31 protein-coding genes are annotated in these 25,718 nt (G+C 59.2%); 3 read left to right on the forward strand and 28 right to left on the reverse strand.

Features of this window, described 5'->3' with window-relative positions; genetic code table 11:
- Position 1: 1 nt before the first annotated feature.
- The 15 genes from NI20_RS0106165 to NI20_RS0106235 form a co-directional block, all read right to left on the reverse strand.
- On the reverse strand, positions 2–889 hold the full coding sequence (locus tag NI20_RS0106165) for a MetQ/NlpA family ABC transporter substrate-binding protein (RefSeq protein WP_052084471.1): 888 nt from the start codon (positions 887–889) through the stop codon (positions 2–4).
- A gap of 392 nt (positions 890–1,281) precedes the next feature.
- Positions 1,282–2,169: a polyprenyl synthetase family protein gene (locus NI20_RS0106170; RefSeq protein WP_033120560.1), complete on the reverse strand. Its 888-nt coding sequence runs from the start codon at positions 2,167–2,169 to the stop codon at positions 1,282–1,284.
- Positions 2,170–2,172: 3 nt separating this feature from the next.
- Positions 2,173–2,397, reverse strand: coding sequence for an exodeoxyribonuclease VII small subunit (xseB, locus tag NI20_RS0106175; RefSeq protein WP_033120561.1), 225 nt, complete (start codon positions 2,395–2,397; stop codon positions 2,173–2,175).
- A complete protein-coding gene (gene xseA, locus NI20_RS0106180; protein WP_242842939.1) occupies positions 2,381–3,616 on the reverse strand; it encodes an exodeoxyribonuclease VII large subunit in 1,236 nt (411 codons plus the stop codon). The genes xseB and xseA overlap by 17 nt, the downstream gene beginning before the upstream one ends.
- Positions 3,617–3,700: 84 nt before the next feature.
- Positions 3,701–4,153, reverse strand: a complete 453-nt coding sequence (gene nusB, locus NI20_RS0106185) for a transcription antitermination factor NusB (protein WP_033120562.1) — start codon at positions 4,151–4,153, stop codon at positions 3,701–3,703.
- Between the two features lie 24 nt (positions 4,154–4,177).
- Positions 4,178–4,543 (reverse strand): Asp23/Gls24 family envelope stress response protein, encoded by a 366-nt coding sequence (locus NI20_RS0106190; RefSeq protein ID WP_033120563.1) that lies wholly within the window; start codon positions 4,541–4,543, stop codon positions 4,178–4,180.
- Between the two features lie 74 nt (positions 4,544–4,617).
- Positions 4,618–5,151 carry a SpoIIIAH-like family protein gene (locus NI20_RS0106195; protein WP_033120564.1) on the reverse strand — a complete coding sequence of 178 codons (534 nt, stop codon included), beginning with the start codon at positions 5,149–5,151 and terminating at the stop codon, positions 4,618–4,620.
- 44 nt (positions 5,152–5,195) lie between these two features.
- Positions 5,196–5,735, reverse strand: a complete 540-nt coding sequence (locus tag NI20_RS0106200; protein ID WP_052084472.1) for a hypothetical protein — start codon at positions 5,733–5,735, stop codon at positions 5,196–5,198.
- Positions 5,717–6,187, reverse strand: a complete 471-nt coding sequence (locus tag NI20_RS0106205; protein WP_033120565.1) for a stage III sporulation protein AF — start codon at positions 6,185–6,187, stop codon at positions 5,717–5,719. Before NI20_RS0106205 ends, NI20_RS0106200 begins: the two co-directional genes overlap by 19 nt.
- Positions 6,184–7,251, reverse strand: coding sequence for a hypothetical protein (locus tag NI20_RS0106210; RefSeq protein ID WP_033120566.1), 1,068 nt, complete (start codon positions 7,249–7,251; stop codon positions 6,184–6,186). The genes NI20_RS0106205 and NI20_RS0106210 overlap by 4 nt, the downstream gene beginning before the upstream one ends.
- The gene (locus tag NI20_RS0106215; RefSeq protein ID WP_156108564.1) at positions 7,248–7,646 is read right to left on the reverse strand and encodes a SpoIIIAC/SpoIIIAD family protein; all 399 of its coding nucleotides are present in this window, start codon (positions 7,644–7,646) and stop codon (positions 7,248–7,250) included. The genes NI20_RS0106210 and NI20_RS0106215 overlap by 4 nt, the downstream gene beginning before the upstream one ends.
- Complete coding sequence (gene spoIIIAC / locus NI20_RS0106220; protein ID WP_033120568.1) at positions 7,636–7,830, reverse strand: stage III sporulation protein AC; 195 nt, start codon at positions 7,828–7,830, stop codon at positions 7,636–7,638. Before spoIIIAC ends, NI20_RS0106215 begins: the two co-directional genes overlap by 11 nt.
- Before the next feature lie 42 nt (positions 7,831–7,872).
- Positions 7,873–8,364: a hypothetical protein gene (locus tag NI20_RS0106225; RefSeq protein WP_033120569.1), complete on the reverse strand. Its 492-nt coding sequence runs from the start codon at positions 8,362–8,364 to the stop codon at positions 7,873–7,875.
- Positions 8,352–9,290, reverse strand: coding sequence for a hypothetical protein (locus tag NI20_RS0106230; protein WP_052084473.1), 939 nt, complete (start codon positions 9,288–9,290; stop codon positions 8,352–8,354). Before NI20_RS0106230 ends, NI20_RS0106225 begins: the two co-directional genes overlap by 13 nt.
- Positions 9,291–9,414: 124 nt before the next feature.
- A complete protein-coding gene (locus NI20_RS0106235) occupies positions 9,415–10,260 on the reverse strand; it encodes a hypothetical protein (protein ID WP_052084474.1) in 846 nt (281 codons plus the stop codon).
- A gap of 250 nt (positions 10,261–10,510) precedes the next feature.
- Between NI20_RS0106235 and NI20_RS0106240 the strand changes: the two genes are divergently transcribed.
- Complete coding sequence (locus NI20_RS0106240) at positions 10,511–11,053, forward strand: DUF4364 family protein (protein ID WP_033120570.1); 543 nt, start codon at positions 10,511–10,513, stop codon at positions 11,051–11,053.
- A 46-nt stretch (positions 11,054–11,099) separates the two neighbouring features.
- Here NI20_RS0106240 and NI20_RS0106245 read toward each other — a convergent pair whose 3' ends face one another.
- The 6 genes from NI20_RS0106245 to hprK form a co-directional block, all read right to left on the reverse strand.
- Entirely contained in the window at positions 11,100–11,426 is a 327-nt protein-coding gene (locus NI20_RS0106245; protein ID WP_369699404.1) for a helix-turn-helix domain-containing protein, read from the reverse strand.
- Between the two features lie 127 nt (positions 11,427–11,553).
- The gene (locus NI20_RS0106250) at positions 11,554–15,036 is read right to left on the reverse strand and encodes a DNA polymerase III subunit alpha (protein WP_033120572.1); all 3,483 of its coding nucleotides are present in this window, start codon (positions 15,034–15,036) and stop codon (positions 11,554–11,556) included.
- Between the two features lie 13 nt (positions 15,037–15,049).
- A complete protein-coding gene (whiA, locus tag NI20_RS0106255; RefSeq protein ID WP_033120573.1) occupies positions 15,050–15,961 on the reverse strand; it encodes a DNA-binding protein WhiA in 912 nt (303 codons plus the stop codon).
- A gap of 32 nt (positions 15,962–15,993) precedes the next feature.
- On the reverse strand, positions 15,994–16,857 hold the full coding sequence (rapZ, locus tag NI20_RS0106260) for an RNase adapter RapZ (protein WP_033120574.1): 864 nt from the start codon (positions 16,855–16,857) through the stop codon (positions 15,994–15,996).
- A gap of 18 nt (positions 16,858–16,875) precedes the next feature.
- Positions 16,876–17,787, reverse strand: a complete 912-nt coding sequence (murB, locus tag NI20_RS0106265; protein ID WP_033120575.1) for a UDP-N-acetylmuramate dehydrogenase — start codon at positions 17,785–17,787, stop codon at positions 16,876–16,878.
- A gap of 14 nt (positions 17,788–17,801) precedes the next feature.
- Positions 17,802–18,764: an HPr(Ser) kinase/phosphatase gene (hprK, locus tag NI20_RS0106270; protein WP_033120576.1), complete on the reverse strand. Its 963-nt coding sequence runs from the start codon at positions 18,762–18,764 to the stop codon at positions 17,802–17,804.
- Between the two features lie 251 nt (positions 18,765–19,015).
- Here hprK and rpmB point away from each other — a divergent pair, with 251 nt between their 5' ends.
- On the forward strand, positions 19,016–19,204 hold the full coding sequence (gene rpmB / locus NI20_RS14550) for a 50S ribosomal protein L28 (protein ID WP_081958394.1): 189 nt from the start codon (positions 19,016–19,018) through the stop codon (positions 19,202–19,204).
- Between the two features lie 94 nt (positions 19,205–19,298).
- Here the strand turns inward: rpmB and NI20_RS0106275 are convergent, their stop codons facing one another.
- The 7 genes from NI20_RS0106275 to NI20_RS0106305 all read right to left on the reverse strand — a co-directional run bounded on the left by NI20_RS0106275 (position 19,299) and on the right by NI20_RS0106305 (position 24,484).
- Positions 19,299–19,757 (reverse strand): GNAT family N-acetyltransferase, encoded by a 459-nt coding sequence (locus NI20_RS0106275; RefSeq protein WP_033120577.1) that lies wholly within the window; start codon positions 19,755–19,757, stop codon positions 19,299–19,301.
- Positions 19,754–20,350, reverse strand: a complete 597-nt coding sequence (locus tag NI20_RS0106280; protein ID WP_052084475.1) for an NUDIX hydrolase — start codon at positions 20,348–20,350, stop codon at positions 19,754–19,756. Before NI20_RS0106280 ends, NI20_RS0106275 begins: the two co-directional genes overlap by 4 nt.
- Positions 20,351–20,566: 216 nt before the next feature.
- A complete protein-coding gene (locus tag NI20_RS0106285) occupies positions 20,567–21,568 on the reverse strand; it encodes an NAD(P)H-dependent glycerol-3-phosphate dehydrogenase (protein WP_033120578.1) in 1,002 nt (333 codons plus the stop codon).
- Positions 21,565–22,242 (reverse strand): glycerol-3-phosphate 1-O-acyltransferase PlsY, encoded by a 678-nt coding sequence (plsY, locus tag NI20_RS0106290; RefSeq protein WP_081958395.1) that lies wholly within the window; start codon positions 22,240–22,242, stop codon positions 21,565–21,567. Before plsY ends, NI20_RS0106285 begins: the two co-directional genes overlap by 4 nt.
- Positions 22,242–23,567 (reverse strand): ribosome biogenesis GTPase Der, encoded by a 1,326-nt coding sequence (gene der, locus NI20_RS0106295; protein WP_033120579.1) that lies wholly within the window; start codon positions 23,565–23,567, stop codon positions 22,242–22,244. Before der ends, plsY begins: the two co-directional genes overlap by 1 nt.
- Positions 23,568–23,751: 184 nt before the next feature.
- Positions 23,752–23,949 (reverse strand): 50S ribosomal protein L32, encoded by a 198-nt coding sequence (rpmF, locus tag NI20_RS0106300; RefSeq protein ID WP_033120580.1) that lies wholly within the window; start codon positions 23,947–23,949, stop codon positions 23,752–23,754.
- A gap of 40 nt (positions 23,950–23,989) precedes the next feature.
- Positions 23,990–24,484, reverse strand: a complete 495-nt coding sequence (locus NI20_RS0106305; protein WP_033120581.1) for a DUF177 domain-containing protein — start codon at positions 24,482–24,484, stop codon at positions 23,990–23,992.
- 166 nt (positions 24,485–24,650) lie between these two features.
- On the opposite strand from NI20_RS0106305, the gene NI20_RS0106310 reads away from it, so the two are divergent.
- A complete protein-coding gene (locus tag NI20_RS0106310) occupies positions 24,651–25,607 on the forward strand; it encodes an RluA family pseudouridine synthase (protein ID WP_033120582.1) in 957 nt (318 codons plus the stop codon).
- Positions 25,608–25,718: the final 111 nt, after the last annotated feature.

The raw sequence follows: 25,718 nt of genomic DNA on the forward strand, positions 1-25,718 counted from the left end.
CTTACTTGGCGCTCAGCGCATCGAGCGTGGTCTGCTTGCCGCCGTACAGGCCCATGGGCTCGACGTGGATGGCGGCAACGGAGACGATGTGGGTGCTGTTCTCGGCGTTGAAGTCGTCGAGATAGGGCTTGTGTTGGAAGTAGTTGGCGTCGACAGTGCCGTCTTCGACAACGGTGTTGGGCACGACATAGTCATTGTAGACCTGGATGTCGAGGGTGATGTTCTTCTCGGCGAGGATGCTCTTCACGATCTCGAGGATCTCAGCGTGCGGGGTCGGAGAAGCGGCGATAGAGATGGTCTCGCCAGCGAGAGCGTCGTAGTCGACCGTGGCGTCAAAGCCGTCGGTCGGGTTCTCCACAGTGCTGACAACGGAGCCGTCATACTTCTCGTTGATGTAATCGACGACCTGCTGGCTCTCGAGAGCGGCGATCAGGGCGAGAATCTTGGGAGAGGTCTCGTTGCCTTCCTTCACGGCCAGGATGTTGGCGTAAGCGGAGGAGGAGCCTTCGATCACGAGGGAGTCGGCCACGGGGTTCAGGCCCGCGTTGATGGCGTAGTTGGAGTTGATGACGGCGTAGTCAACGTCCTGCAGGATGTTGGGGATCTGCGCAGCCTCGGTCTCGACGATCTCGACGTTGTACGGATTCTCGACAATGTCGTTCTTGGTGGCGGTGATGCCGGCACCGTCAGCGAGCTTGATGACGCCGTTGTCCTGGAGCAGGAGCAGCGCGCGGGCTTCGTTGGTCGTGTCGTTGGGGACGGCGATCTGGATGGTGGTGGCGCTGTCGCCGGAGTCATCGCTCTTGGAGCCGCAGCCGGTCAGGGCCAGAGCGGCAGTGAGGACCAGTGCAAGGACAAGGGCGGTCAGCTTAATAGAATGCTTTTTCATCGTTTTGTTCTCCTTACTTATTTTATAATAGCTTCTTTTTGGAACGGACAGACTGCGGGGAGTGTATGCTGTTCGAGCAGTAAAAAACAGCGGGAGGTCATTGACCTTCCGCTGCCGCTTCGCTGTTTTTCTCAGACAGTTTCTGAAAGGAAATGACCATTTTCTCCATGACAAAGCATGCACATGCTGAACATGCGCATCATCGGCATCATCATGCAGTTGGCAGAGTACGAAGTCTTCATGCCAATGAATCCTTTCCTTCGAGCATTCCCCACGGGGTGGGTTCCGTTTCAATGTGCGTATCGTAGCACCGACGATTCCGCTTGTCAACACCAAATGCGCACTTTTGTATGATTTTCCACTTTTTTGGCGTTTTCTGCGGGATTTTTTATTTATTGCTCCCGTTTTTCAAGCACACGGACGAGGTGAATGAGAAAATCGGTGTCCTCCATGTCGCCCAGCGCTTCGACCGCGCTCTCGCTGTGCGCCTCGATGACGCGCTGGCAGCCGCTGAGGCCGAGAATGTCGACGAACGTCATCTTTCCCTCTTCCCTGTCCGAGCCGATGGGCTTGCCGAACGTTTTTTCATCGCCGATGACATCGAGCATGTCGTCGCGCAGCTGGAACGCGAAGCCGAAGTTGTCGGCGTAGCCGGCCGCGGCCTCCTCCTGCTCCTTCGTGCCGCCCGCCGCGGCCACGCCCATCAGGCACGCCGCGCGGATAAGCGCGCTCGTCTTGCGCAGATAAATTTCCTCGAGCTCCGGCGCGCTCAGAATCTTACCCTCCCACTCAAGGTCGAGCTGCTGGCCGCCGCAGATGCCCTCGTGTCCCGCGGCATTTGCCAGGACCTGCGCGCATTTGAGCACGCGCAGCGCGGGGAGGTCGGTCTTCAGGACCGTTTCAAATGCCAGCGCCTGCAGCGCGTCGCCCGCGAGCGTCGCCGTGCATTCGCCGAAGACCTTGTGGTTCGACGGCTTACCGCGGCGCAGATCATCGTTGTCCATCACGGGCAGATCGTCGTGGATAAGCGAATACGTGTGCAGCATCTCAACGCCGCAGGCCATGGGCAGCGCCTTTTCGACGTCTCCCCCGCAGATGCGGCAGAATTCGAGCACTAAGATCGCGCGCAGACGCTTGCCGCCCGCGGTCAGACTGTAGTGCATCGAATCGGTCAGCTTGTGATAGCTTGCGCACTGCGTTTCCTCAAGGCAGGCGTCAAGATACTTGTCCACCGCCGACTTATACTCCGCCATGCGGGCGGAAAACAGCTTTTCGTCCATGGATTACTCCTCCGAAATGAATGGGCTCTCGACCGGCGCGCCGTCCGCGCCCTTAGAGAGCTTCGCGACCTTCTGCTCGGCCTTGTCGAGCATCGCACCGCAGTCGTGCACGAGCTTCGTCCCCTCTTCAAAGAGTTTGAGGGAATCGGCGAGCTTTGCGTCGCCTTTTTCAAGTGCCGTCACGATCTCCTCGAGACGCGCGATATTGTCTTCAAACGTTTTTGCCATCGTCATTTCCTCCCATATTGCATGCGTTCACCGTGCAGTTGAGACTTCCCTGCCCGAGCAGTACCTCGATTTTTTCGCCGGCTGCGGCCTCCTGCGCCGCACGCAGAATTTGTCCCTGTTCATTTCGCGCAACGGCGTAGCCGCGGCCGAGAACTTTAAGAGGGCTCAGCGCGTCGAGCTTGGCCGCAAGCGCTGTAAACTGCTGTGTGCGCTGCGCCATCTGATGCTGCGCGAGTGCGGCAAGGTTTTTCTGCGTGTAGTCGAGCAGCATCCGCTTGTCGTCGATAAATGCCATGGGGTCTTGCAGCGCACGGCTGCGGGACGTCTTTTCAAACTGCTCGCGCAGGGCTTTCACGCGCTTTTGCTCGCTCTGCACCATGCGCGTTTGCAGCGCGTCGAGCCGGCGGTAAATTTCGCGCTGGTCCGGCACGGCGATCTCCGCCGCGTTCGACGGCGTCGACGCCCGCGCGTCGGCGACAAAATCGACGATCGTCACGTCTGGCTCGTGACCGACGGCGGAGATGACCGGAATGTCGGAGGCATAAATCGCGCGCGCCACGCGCTCATCGTTGAACGCCCATAGATCTTCGATCGAACCGCCGCCGCGCCCGGTGATGATGAGGTCGGCAATCCTCCATTTGTTCGCATAGCGCAGCGCGCCCGCGATTTCCGGCGGCGCTTCTGCTCCCTGCACGCGCACAGGCAGGAGCACGACTTCGCTCATCGGCCAGCGCGCGTTCAGGATGCGCAGCATATCATGCACCGCCGCGCCCGCGGATGAGGTGATGATGGCAATGCGCTTGGGATATTTTGGCAAGGGCTTTTTATGTTCTGGGGCAAAAAGCCCCTCCTTGAAGAGCTTTTCCTTGAGCTGCTCGAAAGCGACGTGCAGGTCACCCACGCCCTCGACGCTGAGCTCTGAACAGTAGAGCTGGTACGCGCCGTCGCGCGGGAACACGCCGATGCGGCCAAAGGCGATGACCTTCATGCCGTTTTCCGGGCGGAAGCGGAGCTTCCCCGCCATGCCGCGGAACATCACGCATTTGAGCGCGCTCCCATCGTCCTTGAGCGTGAAGTAATGGTGCCCGGAGGGATAGAGCTTGTAGTTCGAGATCTCGCCGCGCACGAAAATGGTCTGGAGCTGCGGCACGGCGTCGAGCAGCGCCTTGATGAAATTGTTGGCTTCCGATACGCTGAAGATCATCTGCTCCTGCGCCACGCCGCGTCACCCCTCTCTCAAAACAAAATGAAAAACGGAAGAAAAGCAGAGCGCCTGTCGGTACTCTGCTTTTAAGAGCATTTTTTATTCCGCGCTGATCTCGCCGCGCACGAAGCTGCCGAGGATGCCGTTGATGAACTTCACCGTCTCGGGTGTTTCGTATTTCTTGGCGATCTCCACGGCCTCGTTGACGGCCACGCGCGTCGGAATGTCACTGCGGTAGAGCGATTCGTACATCGCAACGCGCATGATCGCCGAGGCAACGAGCGGGATGCGGTCGAAGCTCCAGCCCTTGGCGTACTTGGCGATGTAGCCGTCCAGCTCCGGCGCGTGCTCGGCAACACCGGAAACGATGGAGCGGATGTATTCCGCCTGCGCGGCGCCGGGGGCCTTTTCGTAGATGTTGTCCTCATCCTTGAGCGTGTCGAAGTATTCCTTCGTCAGCCGCTCGTCGAGAAGCTCCTCCACCGTCTTATCCGTAAAGCTCAGTTCGTATGCAAGATGCACTGCGATCTCTCGCGCTGTATTGCGAATCATCTCGTCTGTTCCTTCATCTTTCTCTTAGTTGAAGCTGATCCCGCCGACGTGGACGTTGACCGCGTGGACGTTGTAGCCCGTCATGCCGCTCACGGCGGCGGACACACTGTCCTGCACCTTGCGCGCGGTCTCGGGGATGGCGTAGCCATAGCGCACCATCAGGTAGACGTCGACGATGATCTCGCCGTCCTTGACCTCGGCGCGCACGCCGCGCAGGCCCTTTTTGCCCGTGAACTGCTCGGTGATCTGTTCGGTCATATTCTGGCACATGGAGCCAACGCCTTCGATCTCGCCGATAGCGTCGGCGGCGATCGCGGCGACCACGTCTTCTGCGATGTTGATGCTGCCGTTTTCCTCGGCGCGGGTCAGATACTCTCGATTCTCAGCCATTCAGATATCCTCTCCTTGTTTGTGAATGCTCATATCGAAAGTATTTTATCATCTTTTTCCCAAAATTACAACAGCTAATTTACTTCCATGATCTTAATGCTCTCCGCGCTCAGTCCCGTTTCCTGCTTGACAATGTCCGTGATGCGGGCGATGTCCTCGGTCTGGAGCCCCTCTTCTCCCGTCGAAACGACCACGCTCACGCCGTCTTCGGACATGAAGACGACGCAGTCCTCATAGCCCTTGGCCGTGACCATGTTTTCGATCTGCGCCTCGCTGAGCGTATAGGAAGCGAGCGTTTCGATGCTTTTTGCTGCCTCGCTCGCGGTCTCGGCGTCCACGTCCTGGTTTTCGCTCGCCTCTTTCAAAAGCGACAGCGCGCTGTCGCGCGCCTGCTGGCGCGTCAGGCGGGCCGAGGCAAAGTAGTCCTTCCCCTCCGCGTTTGCTGAGACCTCGGCGGCGTCGCCGTCTGTGCTCACAAGCTCGGACTGACCTAAGACCTTTGTGGGCTTGTCGACCTTTTCGGCGTACTTTCCGTTCAGAAAGATCGCCGCACAGACAAAGACCAGAATTGTGCCGACCACTGCGTTCCGCTTCCATAATTGCTTCATAGCTGTTTCCTCCCTGCGTTTTGCATAATAAAAATATTGTAGTCTCATGGCGTTCCCTTAACAACGGAGATGCGCTCAGACGAAAGCCCCGTCAGCGCGCTGACGGCCTGCGTCACTTTGAGCTGGACGTCCGCTTTGCCGCCGCCCTCGCACACGACGAGCGCGCCGACAAAGCGCGGATAGCGGCTGTGGGTCACGACGACCTCGGCGCTTGTGCCGCCGCCGAGCACAACGGTCTCCGTCTTTCGCGTCTGCTCGTCGACCTCATCCCCTCGGGCTTTGAGCGACGCGGTCTCATCCTGCGCCAGCTCGTAAGCGCCGCCGCCCTCGACCGTCAGCATAAGCGAGAGCTTCCCGACGCCGTCGAGCGAGGAAAGAATATCCTCCATCTCGTTTTGCAGCGCCTCGCGGTCGAAATTTTCCGCGGCGGACGGTGTCGCGGAGCCTGAGTCTGCCGCTTTCTCGTTCTGCGGCAGCAGCAACAGCAGCACGCCGAGCAGCGCCGTCAGGAGAACGTATTTGTACTTCTTGATGCCTTGCAGCGCCTTCTGCACGGGCGATGCGTTCATTTCGGTTCGATCCATAGCTGTTTCTCCTCTGCAATGCCAAGCTCCTGTACGATGTACGCGCCGAGCGCCGCGCTGTTTTCTCCGTACAGTGTGACGCTGTCCGGAAACGGTACGCCGTCGCGTAAAGCGGTCTGCACTTCGGCGCGCAAGCTCAGACCTAAGGAGCTGGCTTTGTCCTCAATATATGCCTGCGTCTGCGCGGCTATGCTATCGCTGAGCGCGCTGTCCTGCTCGGCGTTCAGCGTTTCCTTCAGCGCTTCGACCGCCTCGCGGTAATGACCGCCGTCGAGCTCCGGCAGGTCGAACGTGAGTGAGAGCAGCGGGCGCAGCATCGCAAGCATCAGCACCATCCCGCCGACAAAACGCACGATCTTTTTCATCGCGCCGCCGTCCGTGAGCTGCTGGGCAATGCTCACGAGTACCGCGCAGGCTGTCACGCTTAAAAGCCACGAGCGAAGAAACGTCATACCGTCACCACCATCATCATTGCGATCAAAAGCGACACGAGCAGCAAGAACGCCCCGCCTGCCGTCATCGCCAGCATCAGTGAAAACGCGGAGGAGAGCTGCTCTAAAAACTTGCTGAGTGATTGTGACCCCACCATGCCGCTGAAAAACGCCGCGAGCTGATAAAAAAGATACTGCACCGCCATGCGCAGCAGCGGCACAAGGCACAGCGCCAGCACCGAAAATACGCCCAGCACACCGAGCGTCCCGCGCAGCGTGAGCGCCGCGGCGGCGATGGCCTCCGTCGCGTCGGACAAGATTCCACCGACGACGGGTACCGCGCCGGAGATGACGGTTTTTCCCACCTTGACCGCGAGCCGGTCAGCAGAACCGGCCAGCAGGTTCGAGATCGACAAAAACGCGGTAAATACGATCAGAATCGCGCTCAAGCCCCACGAGAGCAGCTTGCCGATGCCCTTGGAGAGCGGCGACAAACGGCTCTGCTCCAAAAGCGCGCCCGCGGCCGCCGTGCCGATCATGCAGTAAAGTACCGGCACGAGCACATCGCGCATCAGTGAAAGAAAGATGTCGCTCAGCATCAGCGCGCCGACCTGCCAGACGCTTGCCGAGCCCACACAACCCCCGCCCGCCATCGCTGCGGCAATCGTCGGCAGCAGGAGCTTTGCCATCACCGAAAGCTCGTCCATCGTCTCGACGCCAAGGCCGATGAGCGCGCTTAAGTCCCCTGCCGAAAGCGCCGCCGCACCCAGCACGCCGAGATAGCCCGCGTACCGCGCGGGCGTCTCCCCCGCGCTCTCCGCCGTGCCCTCGATGAGGCCGCACAGGAGCGAGAGCAGCATCAGCGCCATCGCGCCGCGCAGCGAATTTGCCACCGCATCCTGCAATGCCGCGCGAAAGTGCGAAAAAAGGTACTGTCCGCCGCGCAAGAGCAGATCATCCCCCGCCTCGGCGCTGTCGATGAGCTCGCGCGGCACGGTGCCGTCGAGTTCTGACGGCAGTTCGAGCGCCGAGGCGCTCACGCAGAGCAGCAGCGCAGCAAAAAGAAAGCAGGGCAGCCTTTTCATAGAAATCCCTCCACCATCTCGAGCAGGGCTTCCATCAGCGGCAGCGCGCAGACAAGCGCGCACAGCGTCCCCGCCGCGGCGAGCAGGCTCGACAGCGCGCTCTGCCCCGCATCCGCGCACAGCGCACAGGAAAAGCGCGCTACCAGCGCGATGGCCGTGACCTTGACGACCGGTACGAACAGCGTGAGCGGCAGATCCGTGAGCGATAGCGCCCGCTCGCAGAAGTCGAATAGCTCGGAGAGCGCGGGCAGCAGCAGCGCGCAGCCGACAAGTACCGCCGCGAGCAGCAAGAGAAGTGAGAGCGCTTCGTCGCTTTTTTTGAGCAGCGCCGTGACGGCGCTCACGCACAGGCTCAGCGCCGCAAGCTTGATGAGCAGCTCCATCCTAAAACCCAAACAGGCTCTTGATGAGATCAAAGAGCGAGCTGATCTCCCGCACGAGCAGCATCATCGTCGTGATGAGACCGGCCAGGCTTACGAGCATTGCCTGATCCGGACGGTCCGAGCGCACGAGCAGCTGATTGAGCACGGCGACGACGATGCCCACCGCTGCAATCTTGAACACGAGGTCAATATCCATAGACGTCTTCCTTATGTAAAGCGTATATCCTTTTCAATAACGTTATAGCAGCAGAATACAGAGCATTGCCCCGCCTCCGAGGCACAGTGCCGCCGTGATGCGGCCCGTTTCGCGCTCCCTTTGCCGCAGCTCCTCTTCAAGGCGCGAGAGCTCGCTTGCCGCGAGCGTCAGCGCGGAGCAGACGCTTTCCTCATCCCCGCCGAGCGCGTGTCCCAGCGCCGATACAGTCTCCCGCTCCCGCGCGGCGATGGGCAGAGTCTTTGCGGCGTGCTCCCATGCAGAGGCAAGCGGTTCGCCGCGCGCAAGATTGGCGGTCACACCTTCAAAGAAGCCCGCGGCTTCCGGTTCGCAGCTCAAGTGCCGCAGCAGCGCGGGCAGCGGCGTCAGCGTCAATCGGACGGCGCTCTCGAGAGCGAGGAACGCGCCCGAAAGCGCGCGGAGCGTCCTTTGCCGCAGTAAAGTACGTAAATGGAAACTCCTTTGCAGCCACAGCGCCGCACCGAGGATCAGCGCGCTGCCCGTCAGTTGGAGCATGGCAGGTCACCCACTTCGTAAGAACGTGCACCGCCGTTCGAGCGGATGACGATGCAGCGGCGAAACACCCTCGCGCGCAGAAGCGCCCGCCAGAGCGGCTTCTGGTGCAGCTCGTCAACGCTCGCGGCGTGGATGCTCGCGAGCAGCCCGACGCCGCAGTTCGCGGCCAGGCACATTGCGCGGATATCCTCCTCCGCCGTGATCTCATCGACCGCGATGACCTGCGGGTTCATGCCGCGCAGCACCATCGGGATGCCGACGGCCTTTGGGCAGAGCGAGAGCACGTCCGTGTGGTTGCCGAGCTCCATCTGCGCTCGCCCCTTGCAGCACACGGCGAGCTCGCAGCGCTCGTCGATGACCGCCACGCGCAGCGCGCGGTGTTCGGCATCCCCGAGCGACAGCACGCGGATGAGGTCACGCAGCAGCGTCGTTTTCCCGCCGCCGGGCGGCGAGAGAATGAGCGTGCTCAAAAACCGCCCGTCAGCGCTGAAGAGCTGCGGCGCAATGTCGCTCCCGAGCCCGATGTGCTCGCACACGATGCGCAGCGCGAGCGACGAAATGTCCTTCAGATTGCTCACCTCGCCGTCGCGCACGACGGCGCTGCCGCACACGCCGAGGCGGAACCCGCCCCGCAGCGGCAAAAAGCCCTGCCGCAGTGTTTCGATGCAGGCATAGCGCGAATACTCCGTCACCGCGCCGAGCATCTGTTCGAGGTCTTCCGCCGTCACGAGCGACGCACGCCCGTCCGGCGCGGCGTTCAGCTCGCCCTCCAGTGTCAGCACCGTCAGCGGATGCATCACGCGAAGGCGCAGCTCCTCGACGCGCTCTTTCTGCTTGTCCGGCAGCGACAGGGCGAGACTTTTGAGCCGGTGCGGTAAAAACTCGCACGATTGTTCGTAGCGATAGATCCGTTCCAGACGTTCCACCGTTCCCACTTCCCTTCTTTGGTGTTAGTCCAATCTATGAGGCGGTGGACACGCTTATGCCGGTTTGTCCCGTTTCGGGCAAAAGAAAAAACGGGGAATTTCCCCGTTTTTTCGCATTTGATTTTTACTGGTTGCCACAGGGGCACGCGCAGCCGCAGCCGCCGGGCACCGCCGCGGGCGGGAAGAAATCGTCCATCGGGAACTCCACCGCATCGAAGACCTTGCACGGGTCCTCGCAGCTGCAGTCGCCGCCGGCAAGCGTGCACTCGTTGGACGGAATGCAGTAGTCGTACACGGGGATGAGAAGCTGCGTGTCGCGCTCTAAGCGCACAGTCGAAAACTGGCCGAGCGAGATGCACACGCGGCGAATCGCGGACTCGTCGAAGATGATTGGCTCGTCGAATGCTGCCAGAATGCCCGCGGGCACGCCGCCGAGCGTACCGCGGTCACAGCCGCAGCGGCAGTTGCAGTTGTCGGCAAAGTGCGCGCACAGCAGCATCGGGTCGACGACCTCGACCACCGCGGTCGGGAGATTTGCCGTCAGGTTCAGCGGTGCATCAATGGCGTTTGCCTCGGGGATGGAAGAGTAGATCTTCGCACCGCTCTCGCTGCCAAAGAGCACCACACGCTTATCAAAGGTCGCAAGACCCTCGATCTCGGTGTAGCGCGTGCTGCCGTTGAGCGCCTGTAAGGTGATGCGGTAGAAAAAGTGCATGTCGACGGTGTAGTACCCGCGGTTGAAGTTCACGGGCTCGACGTCGACAAAGGTGTAGATCAGCTCGGCGCTGCCGCCGCGCAGCCCCTGCGCCGTGCTCAAAACGCTCTGCGCCGTGGCCGTGGGGTAAAAGCGCAAATCCTCAATGCAATCCTTGTCGCGGCAGGATGAATAGATCTTTTTCGTATGAATACAGACCGCCTCGCGCGCGCCGTTTGCGCCGCCGACGTGGCCTGCTGCTACTTTATCAGCCATAAAGCAAGAATACCTCCTATTTTAAGTACTGGAAAGTCGGGCGCGACCGCGCCTTTCTTTCACCCCAGTCTATGCCGCGCGCGAAAATGGGTGTGCCGCGTTCTTGGCGTTTTTGAAAAAGACCTATACAAGCGAAAAAAGGTGTGCTATACTAAATATAGTTTTTGACCGACTGATACCGACAACTTTTTGTGGTATTGGCAGTCATTTTGTGTTATGATCGCTGTAAATTCACCCGAGGAGGTGCGCTATGGGGCGCGTCGGTTTTATCCAGGACAAACTGGAGATCAAATTTCTCATTCTGTATGTTGCTGCCCGGCTCATCGAGCCGGTCCCGTTCGAGGCCATGCAGGAGCTGACGATGTGCGACGACGGCATCGACTTTTTTGACTTTTCCGAATGCCTGAGCAATTTGGTCGAGTCGCAGCATTTGACGCTTTCGGACGACGGGCTCTACGCCATCACGGAAAAGGGCCTGCACAACGGCGCAATCTGCGAGTCGAGCCTTCCCTACTCTGTGCGCCTGCGCGTCGACAAGAACATCACGATCTTCAACCAGAAGCTCAAGCGCCGCGCACAGATCCAGTCCGACATCGCGCCGCGCCGCAACGGGACCTACACGGTCACGCTCGCGTTCAACGACGACGAGAGCCAGCCCATCTTGAAGATGGAACTCATGGTTCCCAAGGAGGTCATGGCCAAGGATCTCGCCGAGCGCTTCCAGAAAAATCCCGAGCAGCTCTACACCGGTGTTTTGAACACGCTCTTCTCCGAACCCGACGAGGGAAAATAACGTACATAATGAAAAGAGACAGCCGTTCGGCTGTCTCTTTTTTGCTTCAATCTTCGCTTTTCTCATCCTGCGTCTCATGCAGCAGTTCTTCGACCGGTATGCCGTAGAGCTTTGCGAGCGCGCAGAGATTCGACGTGCTGGGGTCGGACGTGCCGTTCTCCCATTTGCTGACCGCCTGACGGCTGACGCCGAGCGTCTCGGCAACGAATTCCTGCGTCATCTGTTTTTCCGTCCGGTGCGCCTTGAGCGCTTCGCCGAGCGAGCGGCAGACAGCCTTCTTCTCCTCGCGCACGTCTTTTGACTTGATGTACTTTCGCAGTGCCTTGACGAGCAGCACGAAAAGATAGATGATCGCGCCGTAGACAATGAGCATGATCGGCAGGATGATAAGGGTGAGATTCATGGTTGTTCTCCTTTTCGCTTGATACGCTCATCATAGCGAAAAGCAGCGGTTGCCTCCACCAACTATCGCGCAACTTCGCGTTGCGATGGGCAGATTTTCACTTTACCACAACGTTTTCCTTGCCGAAGCGCTCTTCCAAGTCGCACACAAGCGAGGTGTGCAGGTCGCAGGTCGTGCCGATGAGCTTGCCGGTATCAAGCACGCGGATGCGGACGTTGTTCTCTTTTCCCTCGAACATATAGAGGATTTTGCGGAGGATCGCCATCTCCGGCCCGTTGGCCGACGGCAGACGCAGATAGAGCGTCTGCCCCGTCCGCTGCTGCTGCTGCTGCGCCTGCGCATGCGCAACCGTTCCCGTCGAAAAATTGGCGTTCAGCGGACGGGCAAAGTCACACATGAGCTGCGGTGCCTTTTCATCGCGCACGGACAGCGTGCCCGTGACATAAATGACCTGTCCCTCCTGTAAGTAGCTTCCGTACTGCTCGAGCGCGCGCGTGAAGCAGAGCATTTCGATGGCTCCCGTGCCGTCTTCGAGCGTCACGTAAGCCATGAGGGTATTTTTCTTCGTCATCTTCGTCTTGCTCGCGGTCACAACACCGGCGAGTGAAATTTTCTGCCCGTCGGAGAACGTCGTCGGCCCCGCCTCCTGTGAAAAGTCCTCCATCACGCGGCCGATAGCGGCCGCACCGGACGAGCGGACGAGCGAGCGGTAGGCGTCCATCGGATGGCCGGTGAGGTAAAGCCCTGTCGTGGCCTTTTCCATCGCCATGAGCTCCTGCGGCGTGAACTCGGGAATGTCGGGCAGGACGAGCGCGGCCTGCTGCGCGGTCTCCGCGCCCATGCCGAAAAAGTCGATCTGCCCCTCCACGTTCGTGCGGTTGCCCTCGGCGATGCCGTCCATCACCTTTTCGTAGACAGCGATGAGCTGCGAGCGCTTCGCGCCCGTCGAATCGAACGCGCCTGCGCGGATCAGGTTCTCGACCGCACGCTTATTGATCTCCATGCCGTCCATGCGGCGGCAGAAATCCTGAAAGTCGACGAACGGGCCATTGAGCTCGCGCTCCTGCATCATGCGCAGGATCAGCCCGCGGCCAATATTCTTGATGGCGACGAGACCGAAGCGAATGCCCTCGGGCTCGACCGTGAAGCGGTCGGCGGAATGGTTGACGTCCGGCGGCAGGAGCTTGATGCCGCACTCGCGGCACTCGTTGAAGTATTCGCCCACCTTGTCGGATGAGTCGAGCACGCTCGAGAGCAGTGCCGCCATGTATTCTTTCGTATAGTGGCACTTGAAGTATGCCGTCTGATATGCGACGACCGCATAGGCCGCGGCGTGCGCCTTGTTGAACGCGTAGTTCGCGAAGGCGTAAATTTCCTCGTAAATTTCCTGCGCGGCCTTCTCGTCGATGCCGTTTGCCACGCAGCCGGAGATATTGCGCGCGGGATCGCCGTGCAGAAACGCCTCGCGCTCGCGCTCGATGTCCTTGACCTTCTTCTTGCTCATCGCGCGGCGCAGCATGTCTGCCTGGCCGAGCGAGTAGCCCGCGAGCTGCTGGAAGATCTGGATGACCTGCTCCTGATATACGATGCAGCCGTAGGTGATCGACAGGATCGGCTCAAGCTGCGGAATGAGGTATGTAACCTTTTTCGGGTCGTGTTTGCAGGCAATGAATTTCGGAATGGACTCCATCGGCCCCGGACGGTAGAGCGCAATCAAAGCCGTGATGTCTTCGATGTTCTGCGGCTTCAGGCTGACGCACACGCCCGTCATGCCGCTCGATTCGAGCTGGAAGACGCCCGACGTCCGCCCCGCGGCCAGCATTTCGTAGGTCGCGGCGTCATTTTCAGGAATACCGGCAAGAGTAAAGTTTTTATCCTTTTCACGGATCGTCTTGACTGCGTCATCCAGAATCGTGAGGTTACGCAGGCCAAGGAAGTCCATTTTGAGCAAGCCGAGCTCTTCGAGCGTCGTCATCACGTACTGGCAGACGATCGTGTCGTCGTTGCGCGCGAGCGGGACATAGTCGACGACGGGGCGCTTCGTGATAACCACGCCGGCGGCGTGCGTCGAGGCGTGGCGCGGCATGCCTTCAAGGGCGCGTGCCGTGTCAATGAGCTTTTTCACCTGCTCGTCGCCCTCGTACTTTTCGCGCAGCTCGCGCGAGATGCGCAGCGCGTCGTCGAGCGTGACGTGCGGCCCTGCGGGGACGAGCTTGGCGATGACGTCGCAGTCGGCATAGCTCATATTGAGTGCGCGTCCTACATCGCGAATGACGCCGCGCGCGGCCATCGTGCCGAAGGTCACAATCTGCGCCACGTGATCGTCGCCATATTTGCGGCGGACGTAGTCCACGACCTCGCCGCGGCGCGTATCGCCGAAGTCCATGTCGATATCAGGCATCGACACGCGCTCGGGGTTCAAGAAGCGCTCGAAGAACAGGCCGTATTTCATTGGCTCGATGTCTGTGATCGACAGGCAGTACGAAACGATACTGCCCGCCGCGCTGCCGCGGCCCGGACCGACGGGGATACCGACGCTCTTGGCGTAGCGCACAAAGTCGGAGACGATCAAAAAGTAGTCGACAAAGCCCATGCGCTCAATCATGTTCTGCTCATATTCGAGCTGCGCGCGCTGCTTGTCCGTCCCTTCGCCATAGCGCTGGGCGAAGCCGTCGGCGCAGAGCTTTTTGAAGTATGTGAGCGAGGTGTAGCCCTCCGGCACCTTGAATTCCGGCAGATGATACTTGCCGAACGTGAATTCCAGATTGCAGCGCTCGGCGATCTTGCCGGTGTTCTCGACCGCCTCGGGATAGTCGGGAAACAGCGCCGCCATCTCCTCGGTCGAACGAAGATAGAAGCGCTGCGGCTCATAGCGCATGCGGTTTTCGTCGTCCACGGTCTTGCCCGTCTGGATGCAGAGCAAAACATCGTGCGCGTAGGCATCTTCTTTTCGAAGATAGTGCGCGTCATTCGTCACGACGAGCGGGAGGCCCATTTCCTCGTGCAGACGAAGGATACCCTTGTTCACGATGGCCTGATCGCGGATGCCGTGGTCCTGCAATTCAAGATAAAAGTGCTCGGGGCCAAAGATTTCAGATAGTGTTAAGGCATATTCCTTGGCACCATTATAGTCCCCGTTGCGGAGCCTTCTCGGGATCTCACCGGCGAGACACGCCGAGAGCGCGATGAGGCCCTTGGAGTGCTCGCGCAGAAGATCCAGGTCGATGCGCGGCTTGATGTAAAAGCCATCGACGTGCGCCATTGAGACGAGGTAGGAAAGATTCCGATAGCCCTCCTCATTCTCGCACAGCAGCACGAGATGGCGGGCCTCGCTGTCGAATTCGTGCTGCTTGTCAAAGCGCGTGCGCGGGGCGACGTACACCTCACAGCCGATGATGGGCTTGATGCCCTCAGCCTTGCAGGCGCGGTAAAAGTCGACCACGCCGTACATCACGCCGTGGTCGGTGATGGCGCAGGCGGTCTGCCCCATCGACTTGACGAGCTTGGGGAGGTCGCGGATACGGCACGCGCCGTCGAGCAGGCTGTATTCGGTATGGACATGTAAATGGGCAAACGACATGGCGCGCTCCCTCCTATTCGTTCTCTTCTTTTTTTGCGATCTCCATGAGCTTTCGGATGCGGTGATTCAAACACGACTTCGTCAGCGGCGGGTCGAATGTCGCCGCCAATTCTGAAAACGTCAGCTCTGGCTGAAGTAACCGCGCGACAGCGACCTCCTGCAATTTGACGGGCAGGTCGTTGATCGCACCGGACTCGGTCAAGCGTGTAAAGGCTTCCACCTGTTCACGTGAGGCCAGCACTGCTTTGTCAAGGTTGGCCGCGTCGCAGTTTACGCGCCGGTTCACGGTGTTTCGCATTTCCTTTTCGATTTTGGCCGACATGATCTCAAGCGCGCGCCCCGGCGCGCCGATGAGCGTCAGCAGGTCTTCGATATGGGTGCTGCTCTTAAAATATGTAATGAGGTTATTCTGCCGCATGACATTTTTCGGCTCAAAGCCCATGTCGCGCAGCAGCGCCTCGACCTCGCGCCCCGCCTGCACGTGCGAGGTCGCAAGCTCTAAGTGATACCGCTTATGCGGGTCGGTCACGCTGCCGCCGGACAAAAACGCCCCGCGCAGGAACGACGCCCGACAGCACTCTTCTTCAAGCAGCGCAAAGTTCAGGTGCAGCGCAAAATGCGCCCGGCGATCGTAGCCGAGCGCGCGCCAGATCGTGTCGAGCTTGTCCTCCTGCGTGATGCGGAAGACGAGCTTGCCGCCGTCCTTCGACTTGTCAGGGAGTTCGTCAAAGCGCAGGGAAAATGCCTTTTGGAAGAGCTTTGGGAGACGCGCGGCGAATTCGTCATTTTCCGTGACGATGCGCACCTCGTTTGCGGTGAATGCGCTGGCATACAGCAGCACGCCGCAGCCCTCGGCCACGGCGCAGCAGCTCCGGTTGATCGGAACCTTGCAGAGCTCCGCTTTTACGTCATAGGCGAACGACATGCCGCCACCTTCTTTCGTTTCAAAAACTTGTTTCAGCCGCGCGTGATGTCGCGGTGATTTTCAAACGCGGGATAGCCCAGGGCCGTGAGGTAGGACGCGATGCAGCGCGCAACGGACACGCTGCGGTGGTGCCCGCCCGTGCAGCCGACGGCGATGACGAGCGTGCTCTTCCCTTCCTCTGCGTAGAGCGGAAGCAGGAATGAGAGCATTCCCTCGAGTTTGTCGATAAACGTCTTCGTCTGCGGGAACGAGAACACGTAGTCATAGACCTCACTGTCCATGCCAGTCTTGTGCTTGAGCTCCGGCACGTAAAAGGGATTGGGCAGGAAGCGCACGTCGAATACCAGGTCGGCTTCCAGCGGGATGCCGTATTTGAAGCCGAATGAGACGACGTTCACGCTCAGCTTGCCGCGCGCGCTCTTGTCGCCAAAGAGACCGTAGAGCTCATTTCTGAGCTTGGCTGCGGGCATGAGCGTCGTGTCGATGACAAAGTCGGCGTGCTCGCGCAGCGGGAGCAGCAGCTCCTGCTCGCGGTGCATCGCCTGCTCGATGGTCATGCCGTCAGACATCAGCGGATGGCGGCGGCGCGTCTCCTTGTAGCGCTTGATGATGGTCTCAAGGTCCGCCGTGACGAACAGTAGCCGGCAGATATCGCCGCCTTGCTTGAGCCGCTCCATTGCGTCTAAAATCCCCTGAAAGTTGCCGTTGCCCGAGCGGATGTCGCTCACGAGCGCGACGCGGTCATAGCGGCCGTCGCTCTGCGCGCAGAATTCGGCAAATTTCAAAATAATGTCCGCCGGTACGTTGTCCACCGTATAGTAGCCCATGTCCTCCAGATACGTGGCGGCGCTGGACTTGCCCGCACCAGACAGACCGGATATGATCAGAATTTCCATCGTTGTCTCTCTTTCTATTTACCGGATGATCTTGACCTCCGGCTCCAGCATCACGCCGTGCGCGTCGTAAACGGTCTTCTGTACCTTTTCGATGAGGGCGAGCACATCGGCGCAGGTCGCGCCGCCGACGTTCACGACGAAGCCCGCGTGCTTGCTTGATACCTCTGCCCCGCCGACGCGGCAGCCTTTGAGGCCGCAGCCCTCGATCAGCGGGCCCGCGTAGTAGCCGGTCGGGCGCTTGAACGTGCTGCCCGCGCTCGGCAGCTCGAGCGGCTGGCTTGCCTTGCGCCGCGCCATCAGATCGTCCATCTTTGCCTTGATGGCGTCCGGATCACCCGATTCAAGCTTGACCTTCGCGCCGAGGACGATGCCCTCGCCCGCGGAAAACACGCTGTGGCGATAAGAAAAATCCAGCTCCGCAGGTGTTAAAACCTTCACGCCGTCGGGATACAGCGCCGTCACTTCGGTGACAACGTCCTTGAGCTCGCCGCCGTAGGCGCCTGCGTTCATCACGACGCCGCCGCCGAGCGTGCCGGGGATGCCGTGGGCAAATTCCAGCCCCGTCAGGCCGTTTTTCCATGCGAACAGCGCGAGCTTCGCGAGCGACACGCCTGCGTCCGCTGCGATCTCGCCCTCGTCCGTCAGCTCAATATGAGAAAGCTCGGCGGACGTGTCGATGACCACAGTGTCAAGGCCCTTGTCGGCGACGAGCAGGTTCGTGCCGTTGCCGATCAGCAGCGGCTTGACGCCTGCGTCCTGCAAAAAGCCCATCAGCACAACGAGCTGCTCGCGCGTTTTCGGAAAGGCCATGCGTTTGGCCGGCCCCCCGATGCGGAACGACGTATGCTTTGCCATCGGCTCATCTGCGGCCCATTTGAGGTCGGGCAGATAGTCATGGATCTGGCGGTCGAGTGCGGTTTCCCAAGACATAGATGCTCCTCCGTTCACGGATTCTGGTTTTTCAGCTCATTTTCGCGGGTCACGCGGTCAATGTGGCCGTCGATCTGCGCGGCGAATTCGCGCGCGGAGTTGAAGCCGTGCTTCTTCTGGCGGTTGTTCATCGCTGCCAGCTCCACGATCGCGGCGAGGTTACGGCCCGCACTGACGGGAATGGTGATCTGCGGCACGGGCACATCAAGGATGGTCGTGTCGTTTTCGTCGAGACCCAGACGGTCATAGAATTTGTCATCCTCCCACTTTTCAAACTGGATGACAAGGTCGATCTGCGTCGAATCCTGCACTGCACCCACGCCGAAGAGCTTTTCCACGTCGATGACGCCAACGCCGCGCACCTCAAGGTAGTTGCGGATGAGCTCAGGCGCCGTGCCCGAGAGCGTTGAGCCGATGCGCGTGATCTCGACCGCGTCGTCGGCGACGAGGCGGTGGCCGCGCTTGATGAGCTCGATGGCCGTCTCACTCTTGCCGATGCCGCTGTCGCCGAAGATCAGCACGCCCTCGCCGTACACGTCGACAAGCACGCCGTGGCGTGTGATGACGGGCGCGAGCGCGTGATTCAGGTAGTCGATGGTCATGGCGGTGAACTCGACGGACGTGTACTTCGTGCGAAGCAGCGTGCGGCCGTGCTTTTGCGCCATCTCGAGGCACTCAGGGAAAACATCTAAATTGCGCGAGATGACCAGTGCCGGGATCTCGTAGCAGAACAGGTCCTCGAAGCGCTTGCGCCGCTCCTCGGCCGAGTAGCCGCGCAGGAACGTCACCTCGCTCTTGCCGATGATCTGTAATCTTCTCGGATCAAAATAATCGAAAAAGCCGATGAACTGGAGGCCGGGGCGGTTGACGTCCGTGATGGTCAAGATCTCGGTGTCGTAATCTGTGCCCTTGTTGATGACCTCCATCTGAAATTTTTCTACGATGTCCTTTACGCGGACGGAGCGATTGGTATTCATAGTTCCCTCCATGCGGGCCTTGGCCCGCGTGATAAAATACACTTTAATTATAATCGCTGCCCCCCTTTTTTACAAGCGAAAACGCCCTGCCGCGCCACGCTTTTTTCTCATTTGCGCCGCGAGCGGAAAAATTACAGATTTTTTCATCTTTTTTGAAAATAGTACTTGCATTTTGTGATGCAATCTGTTATAGTATCAACTGCTTGTGAATGACCAAGCCTTGATTTGATTACAGCAAGGAGGTGCAACGGATGGCAAAGTGCGAGTTTTGCGACAAGGGTGTTACGTTCGGTATCAGAGTTTCCCACTCTCACCGTCGTTCCAATCGTCCCTGGAAGCCCAACGTCAAGCGCGTGAAGGCTATCGTCAATGGTACGCCCCGCCATGTCTATGTTTGTACCCGCTGTCTGCGTTCCGGTAAGGTTACCCGCGCGATCTAAGCGACCAAACAGATTAGAAGCACTGCGAAAGCAGTGCTTCTTTTTTTGTATATCAAAAAGCCGCCCATCGGGCGGCTTTTTCTGATTTCAGGGACTATTGCGCCTGCAAATCCATCGTCATGTACTTTTTGGTTTCTTTGAAGGAGAGTTTCTCATAAAGGCGCAGAGCGGCTTCGTTGCATGATAGCACCTTCAGCTCGATGCGGCAGGCGCCGTTTTCCTCCGCGAAGGGCTTAAAGGCAGAAATGAGCTGCGATGCATAGCCCTTCCGGCGGTGTTCTTTCTCAACGTACAACGCATCGAGAATCGCAATCGGTTTTGCAAGCATGCCGGGAATTTCGTAGAGAAAGCCATATAAAAAAGCGACGATCTCTCCTCCATCCTCAATCAGTAGCAGCTTATGGCCCTCCAGACCGATGCGGTCGCGGTAATTATCGGTGACAACATACGAGCCGTTCAAATTGGAGTCATACTGCACCTCATCATGGATGAGCCTTGTCAAAAGCGTATCCAAGCGGGCTGCGTCTGCGGTTGTGGCATCTCGAAGCTTCATTCCTCTGATCTCCCCTTTCGTTCGTTTTCCCTGCGGAACTGCTGCATCTTCTCATTGAGCTTCTGATAGATATGCTCGCGGAACCATTTTTCGCTGCTGGCTTCCACCGCGCCGTCCGGCGTGAACCACTTCACGCCGCTGTTCTCGTCGGGCTTGACCGTGAGCACGTTCATGTCGTCCGCGATGAGAAGATACGTGACGTTCAGATGCAGGTGCGAGGAGACATACTTCCCGCGCTTCATGTGGCCGTCTACAGTCAGCACCTCAAGCGAGAAAATGTCCTCGCTTGCCGGACGGACGTTTTTGACGCCGCTCTCCTCGCGGACTTCCCTGAGCGCGACGGCGAGCAGGTCCTCTTCCCCGTCGGCGTGCCCGCCGAGCCACGACCACGAATCGTAGATGTTGTGATACGCCATCAGCACGCGGTCGAAGCGCTCGTTCACCACCCAGGCCGACGCCGTCATGTGCGCCAGTGCATTTTCCCGCGTAAACACATCCTCAAATGCGCGCAGACAGTCGAGGATCAATCCCTTATCCCGCTCCTCCTGCTCATTGTAAGGCCGGTAATTCTCAATTTGCGTCAAAATATCCATCGTTACCCTCAATATTTTTTTCGCGCCCGCAGGCGCAAAAGCCTCGCAGAGTTTGCGCCGCGCACGGCGCAAATAATCTTAATCGTTTTCCGCCGCGACATGCGCGTGGCGGAAAACACTTCTCAGCCCGCAAACGTACGCGCCTACGGCGCGTGCGCTGCCGCGGGCTGCAATCTTACTCAAAAAAGCGGCCCAAGGGCCGCTTTTTTGAAATAATCATAACCAGCTGCAATCGCTTTCCTTTTTCGGCGTGCGGCTCATCAGAACGCCGATGAGCGGCGCGGCGCTCTTGCCCTCGTAGAGGACCTCGTACACTGCCGTCGAGATCGGCATCTCTACGCCATAGCGCTGCGCGAGCTCGTGCGCGCTGCGCGCGGCGTAATAGCCCTCGACGACCGCGCCGACCTCGTCCATGGCCTCCTGCGCGCTCTTGCCCTGACCAATCAGGATGCCCGCGCGATGGTTGCGTGAGTGCATCGACGTACACGTGACGATGAGATCGCCCATGCCGGCAAGACCGGCGAGCGTCTCCTTGCGCCCGCCCATGCACTCGGCCAGGCGCGAGATCTCACTCAGCGCGCGGGTGATGAGCAGCGCACGGGTGTTGTCGCCCATGCCGCAGCCGTCGCTGATGCCGCAGCACAGCGCCGCGACGTTCTTGAGCGCGCCCGCAAGCTCCACGCCGACGACGTCGTCGTGCGTGTAGACGCGGAAGACCTCGTTCATGAACGCGCGCTGCACGGCCTCGGCGCTCGCCTGATCGGCGGACGCCGCCACACAGCCCGTCGGCAGACGGCGCGCGACCTCCTCGGCGTGCGAGGGGCCGGAGAGCACTGCGATACGATAGCCCTCGCCGCATTCCTGTGCGATGATCTCGCTCATGCGCAGGTGCGTTCCGCGCTCAATGCCCTTCGTGAGCGAGACGAGCAGCGTGCCTTTTTTCAGGTGCGGCGCAGCCTCATGCGCAACGGAGCGCAGTGCAAACGACGGCGACGCGAAGACGGCCATCTCCGCATTTTGGAGCACCGCTAAGTCGCTCGTGACGGCGATGCGCTCGGGAATGCGCACGCCTTTGAGTAAAGGATTTTCCCTTGTCTTATCCAGCAATTCCGCCTTTTTCGGGTCGTGAGACCAGAGCGCGACGGTATGGCCGTTGTCCGATAACAGCATCGCGGCGGCGGTACCCCAGCCGCCCGAGCCAAGCACTACAATGTTCATTCGTCCTCCCCCGGCTTGGGCGCGTTCACATGGAAATGGAACTTGCTCTCCGTACCGCTTAAGAGTCTTTTGATGTTGCTGCGGTGCGCCCACAGCACAAGAAGCGAAATGCACGTGCCGAGCACTGTGCAGGCCGTGTTATGGAACACGAAATACGTGGTAAACGGCAGGCTGACCGCCGCGGCGACCGAGCCGAGCGACACATAGCGCGTCGTGAGCCACAGCACGACAAACGCGCCCCAGCCGACGAGCGCGATGCGCCAGTCGAGAAGCAGCAGCAGCGTGCCGCTGCACAAAATGCCCTTGCCGCCCTTGAAGCCGTAAAACACCGGAAACATATGGCCGATGACGCAGAACAGTGCGCCGAAATACTTGCCTGCGGCGCCCCAGCCGAGAAGATAGCCCAGGAAATAATTGCCCAGCAGCACCGCGCCGACAGCCTTGAGCATGTCGAACGCGATGACCATGGGCGCGCACTTCGCGCCGTAATTGCGGTAAAAATTCGTCAGCCCCGCGTTGCCGCTGCCATGGCGGCGCACGTCGTCATGGTAGAAAATGTGCGACGTTGCGATCGCGCCGTTGATGCAACCCAAAAGATACGACAGCACCGCGACCAGAGCCGGCAAGGCAAATGCCATGACAGCCGTGACGCCCGTAAGATAAATGCCTTTCATCAGTCTTCCTTATCCCCCTTCTCGCGAATAGACATGATGACTGGCGTACCCTCCAGTCCGAAGACGTTGCGGATGCAGTTTTCAAGGTAGCGCTGGTAGGAGAAATGGAAGAGCTTGCGCTCGTTGCAGAACACGACAAAGTGCGGCGGGCAGACGCCGACCTGCGTCATGTAATAGATCTTCAGTCTGCGGCCACGGTCTGTCGGCGGCTGCACGCGCGTCTGCGCGTCGGCCAGAATGTTATTGAGCATGCCGGTCGAAATGCGCATGCAGGACTGATTGTGCACGTAGTTGATCATCTCAAAAAGGCGCGGCACACGCTGGCCCGTTGCCGCCGAAATGAAGAGGATCGGCGCATAGGTCATGTAGGAGAGGTCGCGGCGGATGTCGTCGCGCATCTTGTCCATGGTCTTGCCATCCTTTTCGACAAGGTCCCACTTATTCACGACGATGATGCAGGCCTTGCCTGCCTCGTGCGCGAGGCCCGCGACCTTCGTATCCTGCTCGGTCACGCCCTCCTGCGCGTCGATCATGATGAGGCAGACGTCCGCGCGGTCGATGGCCATGGTGGCGCGCAGCACGCTGTAGCGCTCGATCACGTCGTCGACCTTCGACTTTTTGCGCATGCCGGCGGTGTCGATGAAGACATACTTGCCCTGCTCGTTTTCAAAGTACGAGTCGATGGCGTCGCGCGTCGTGCCCGCAACATTGCTGACGATCATGCGCTCGGTGCCGAGAATGCGGTTCGTCAGCGATGACTTGCCGACGTTGGGTTTTCCGATGATGGCGACCTTGATGACATCTTCGTCCTCTTCCTCGTCGTCCTCCGGCGGGAAATACTGCAAACACGCATCGAGCAGATCACCCGTTCCGTGGCCGTGCACGGCGGAAACGGCGATGGGATCGCCGAGGCCTAAATTGTAGAACTCATAAAAATCGGGGTCGACCCGTCCGGTCGAGTCCATCTTGTTGACCGCCAGCACGATGGGCTTGCGGGATCGCAGCAGCATATTCGCGACCTCCTGATCGGAAGCCGTCAGGCCGGTCTTCACATCCGTCAGGAAAATGATGACGTCCGCGTGCTGAATGGCGATCTCCGCCTGCTCGCGCATGAACGACAAGATCTGATCGTCCGTGCGCGGTTCGATACCGCCGGTGTCCACCAGACGGAATTTGCGGCCGCACCACTCGCTCTCGCCGTAGATGCGGTCGCGCGTGACGCCCGGCGTATCCTCGACGATGGAAAGCCGCTGGCCGATGAGCTTATTAAACAGCATGGACTTGCCGACGTTCGGCCGTCCAACGATCGCAACCAAAGGTTTCATCTCTCTGCCTCCTTTATTCCAAAGCGGCGCGCGATCGCACCGCTCTTTATCGCAAAGCAAAATATTACAAATACAGTATAACCGAATTTTCGAGGTTACGCAAGGCTAACCTTCTCTTGCAGCATAAGAAAAAGCTGAGTGGAGTTCCACTCAGCTTTTCTTAACGATTTTCGTTCCGAATCAATTATTCGGCTGCGACCTTGGACTCGATGACCTTGACCTGACGACCGTTGTAGGTACCGCATTCCGGGCACATTCTGTGAGGCTGGTGCAGAGCGCCGCACTTCGGGCACGCAACGAGCGCGGGAGCGGTGAGCTTCCAGTGAGAAGAACGTCTCTTATCACGTCTCTGACGGGATACTTTCCCTTTGGGGACTGCCATGTTGACACCTCCTTAAAGTTAAGCTGAATGAACAGCGAATTTATTGTTCCAAAAGCTTTGCGAGGGCTGCTAACCTGGGGTCGACTTCCTTTTTGCAGCGGCACTTCTCATAGTTGAGATTGACACCGCAGCCGGAACACAAGCCCCTGCAATCCTCGCGGCAAAGGGTCTTGCTTGGCATATTGAGGATGAACGTCTCCCGCGCCAGCTCGCTGAGATCAACGGTTCCGTTGTCCAGCAGCAGGATATCGTCGTTGTCGTCTTCCTCCAGTTCCTCAGCGAGTAGACACTCGAACGGGACCTTGTACGGAAGATCAAACGGCGCTCCGCAGCGATCGCACACGGCGGAAAGCGTTGTAGTCAGGTCAAACTGCAACCGCAGCATCCCCGCAATGTTCTCTGCCTGCCCTACCACTGAGACCGGCCGAACCGCAGGACACACGCCGCCGAAGTCCACATCAGAAAAGTCCTCTGTAAAGTCAAAGGGAATTCTGCCTCCGGGGGTGTTAATGATACGTTTTACATCTAAAACCATGCTACACCTCGCAATGACACGAGTGATATTATAGAGGACGTTTTCTCGATTGTCAAATACTTTTTTCACGGTTGCGGCAAAAATTTTGACAGGATTTCTTTACTTTTTTTGCCCGCTATCGTACAATAGCAGAAAATCGCGCGCTGCGCAAGCGGAGGTGCCGCCCATGCGGGAGTTTCACATCGGAAAAAATGACGAAAATCAGCGGCTTGACCGCTTTCTCGGCAAGGCCATCCCCCTGCTCCCCGCGTCGCTCGCGCAGAAGTACATCCGCCTAAAGCGCATCAAGGTCAACGGCGCGCGCGCCCAGCGCGACCAGAAGCTCGTCGCGGGCGATATTTTACAATGCTACATCAACGATGAGTTTTTCGAGTCGCCGAGCGAGGAAAACGTCTACCTCACGATCACGACGCCGCGGCTCAAGATCGTCTACGAGGACGAGAACATCATGCTGCTCGACAAGCCCGCGGGAATGCTTGCCCACGCCGACGAGCACGAGAAAGTCAATACGCTCGTCAACCACATGCTCGCCTACCTCTATCAAAAGCGCGAGTGGCGGCCACGCGAGGAGAACGCCTTCACCCCCGCCCTCTGCAACCGCATCGACCGCAACACTGGCGGCATTGTCGTTGCGGCGAAAAACGCTGAAGCGCTGCGCATCCTGAACGACAAGATTCGCGACCGCGAGATCGCCAAATACTATTTATGTATCGCCCTCGGCCGCGTCGAGCCGCCGCAGGGCCGCATCGAGTGCTTTCTGCGCAAGGACGAGAAGAGCAACACCGTCCGCGTTTACCACCGCCCCGTGCCGGACGGCCGCAGCGCGATCACCTTATACCAAACGCTCCAGACGCGCGGCGAGCTGTCGCTTCTGGAGGTCGAGTTGCTCACGGGCCGTACGCATCAGATTCGCGCGAGCATGGCCGACCTCGGCCATCCCCTGCTCGGCGACGGCAAGTACGGCGTCGGCAGCGTGAACCGCAAATACGGCGAAACGCATCAAGCGCTCTACTCCTACCGCCTGCGCTTCGACTTTCCCAGCGACGCGGGCATCCTCGAATATCTGCACGGACGCGAGTTTCAGGTGGATGAGGTCCCGTTTCAAAAAAAGTATTTTAGTTAAATCCCACAAGCGGAGAGCTGTGAACTGCACCCCATTTGTTAGACAGTATGATATACTATCTAAGAAGTGGGGTGTTTTGCTATGCCAAAAGGAGTACCAAACAAACGATAT

It is taken from the genome of Oscillibacter sp. ER4, from assembly GCF_000765235.1.
In the GTDB taxonomy this organism is placed as follows: domain Bacteria; phylum Bacillota; class Clostridia; order Oscillospirales; family Oscillospiraceae; genus Hominicoprocola; species Hominicoprocola fusiformis.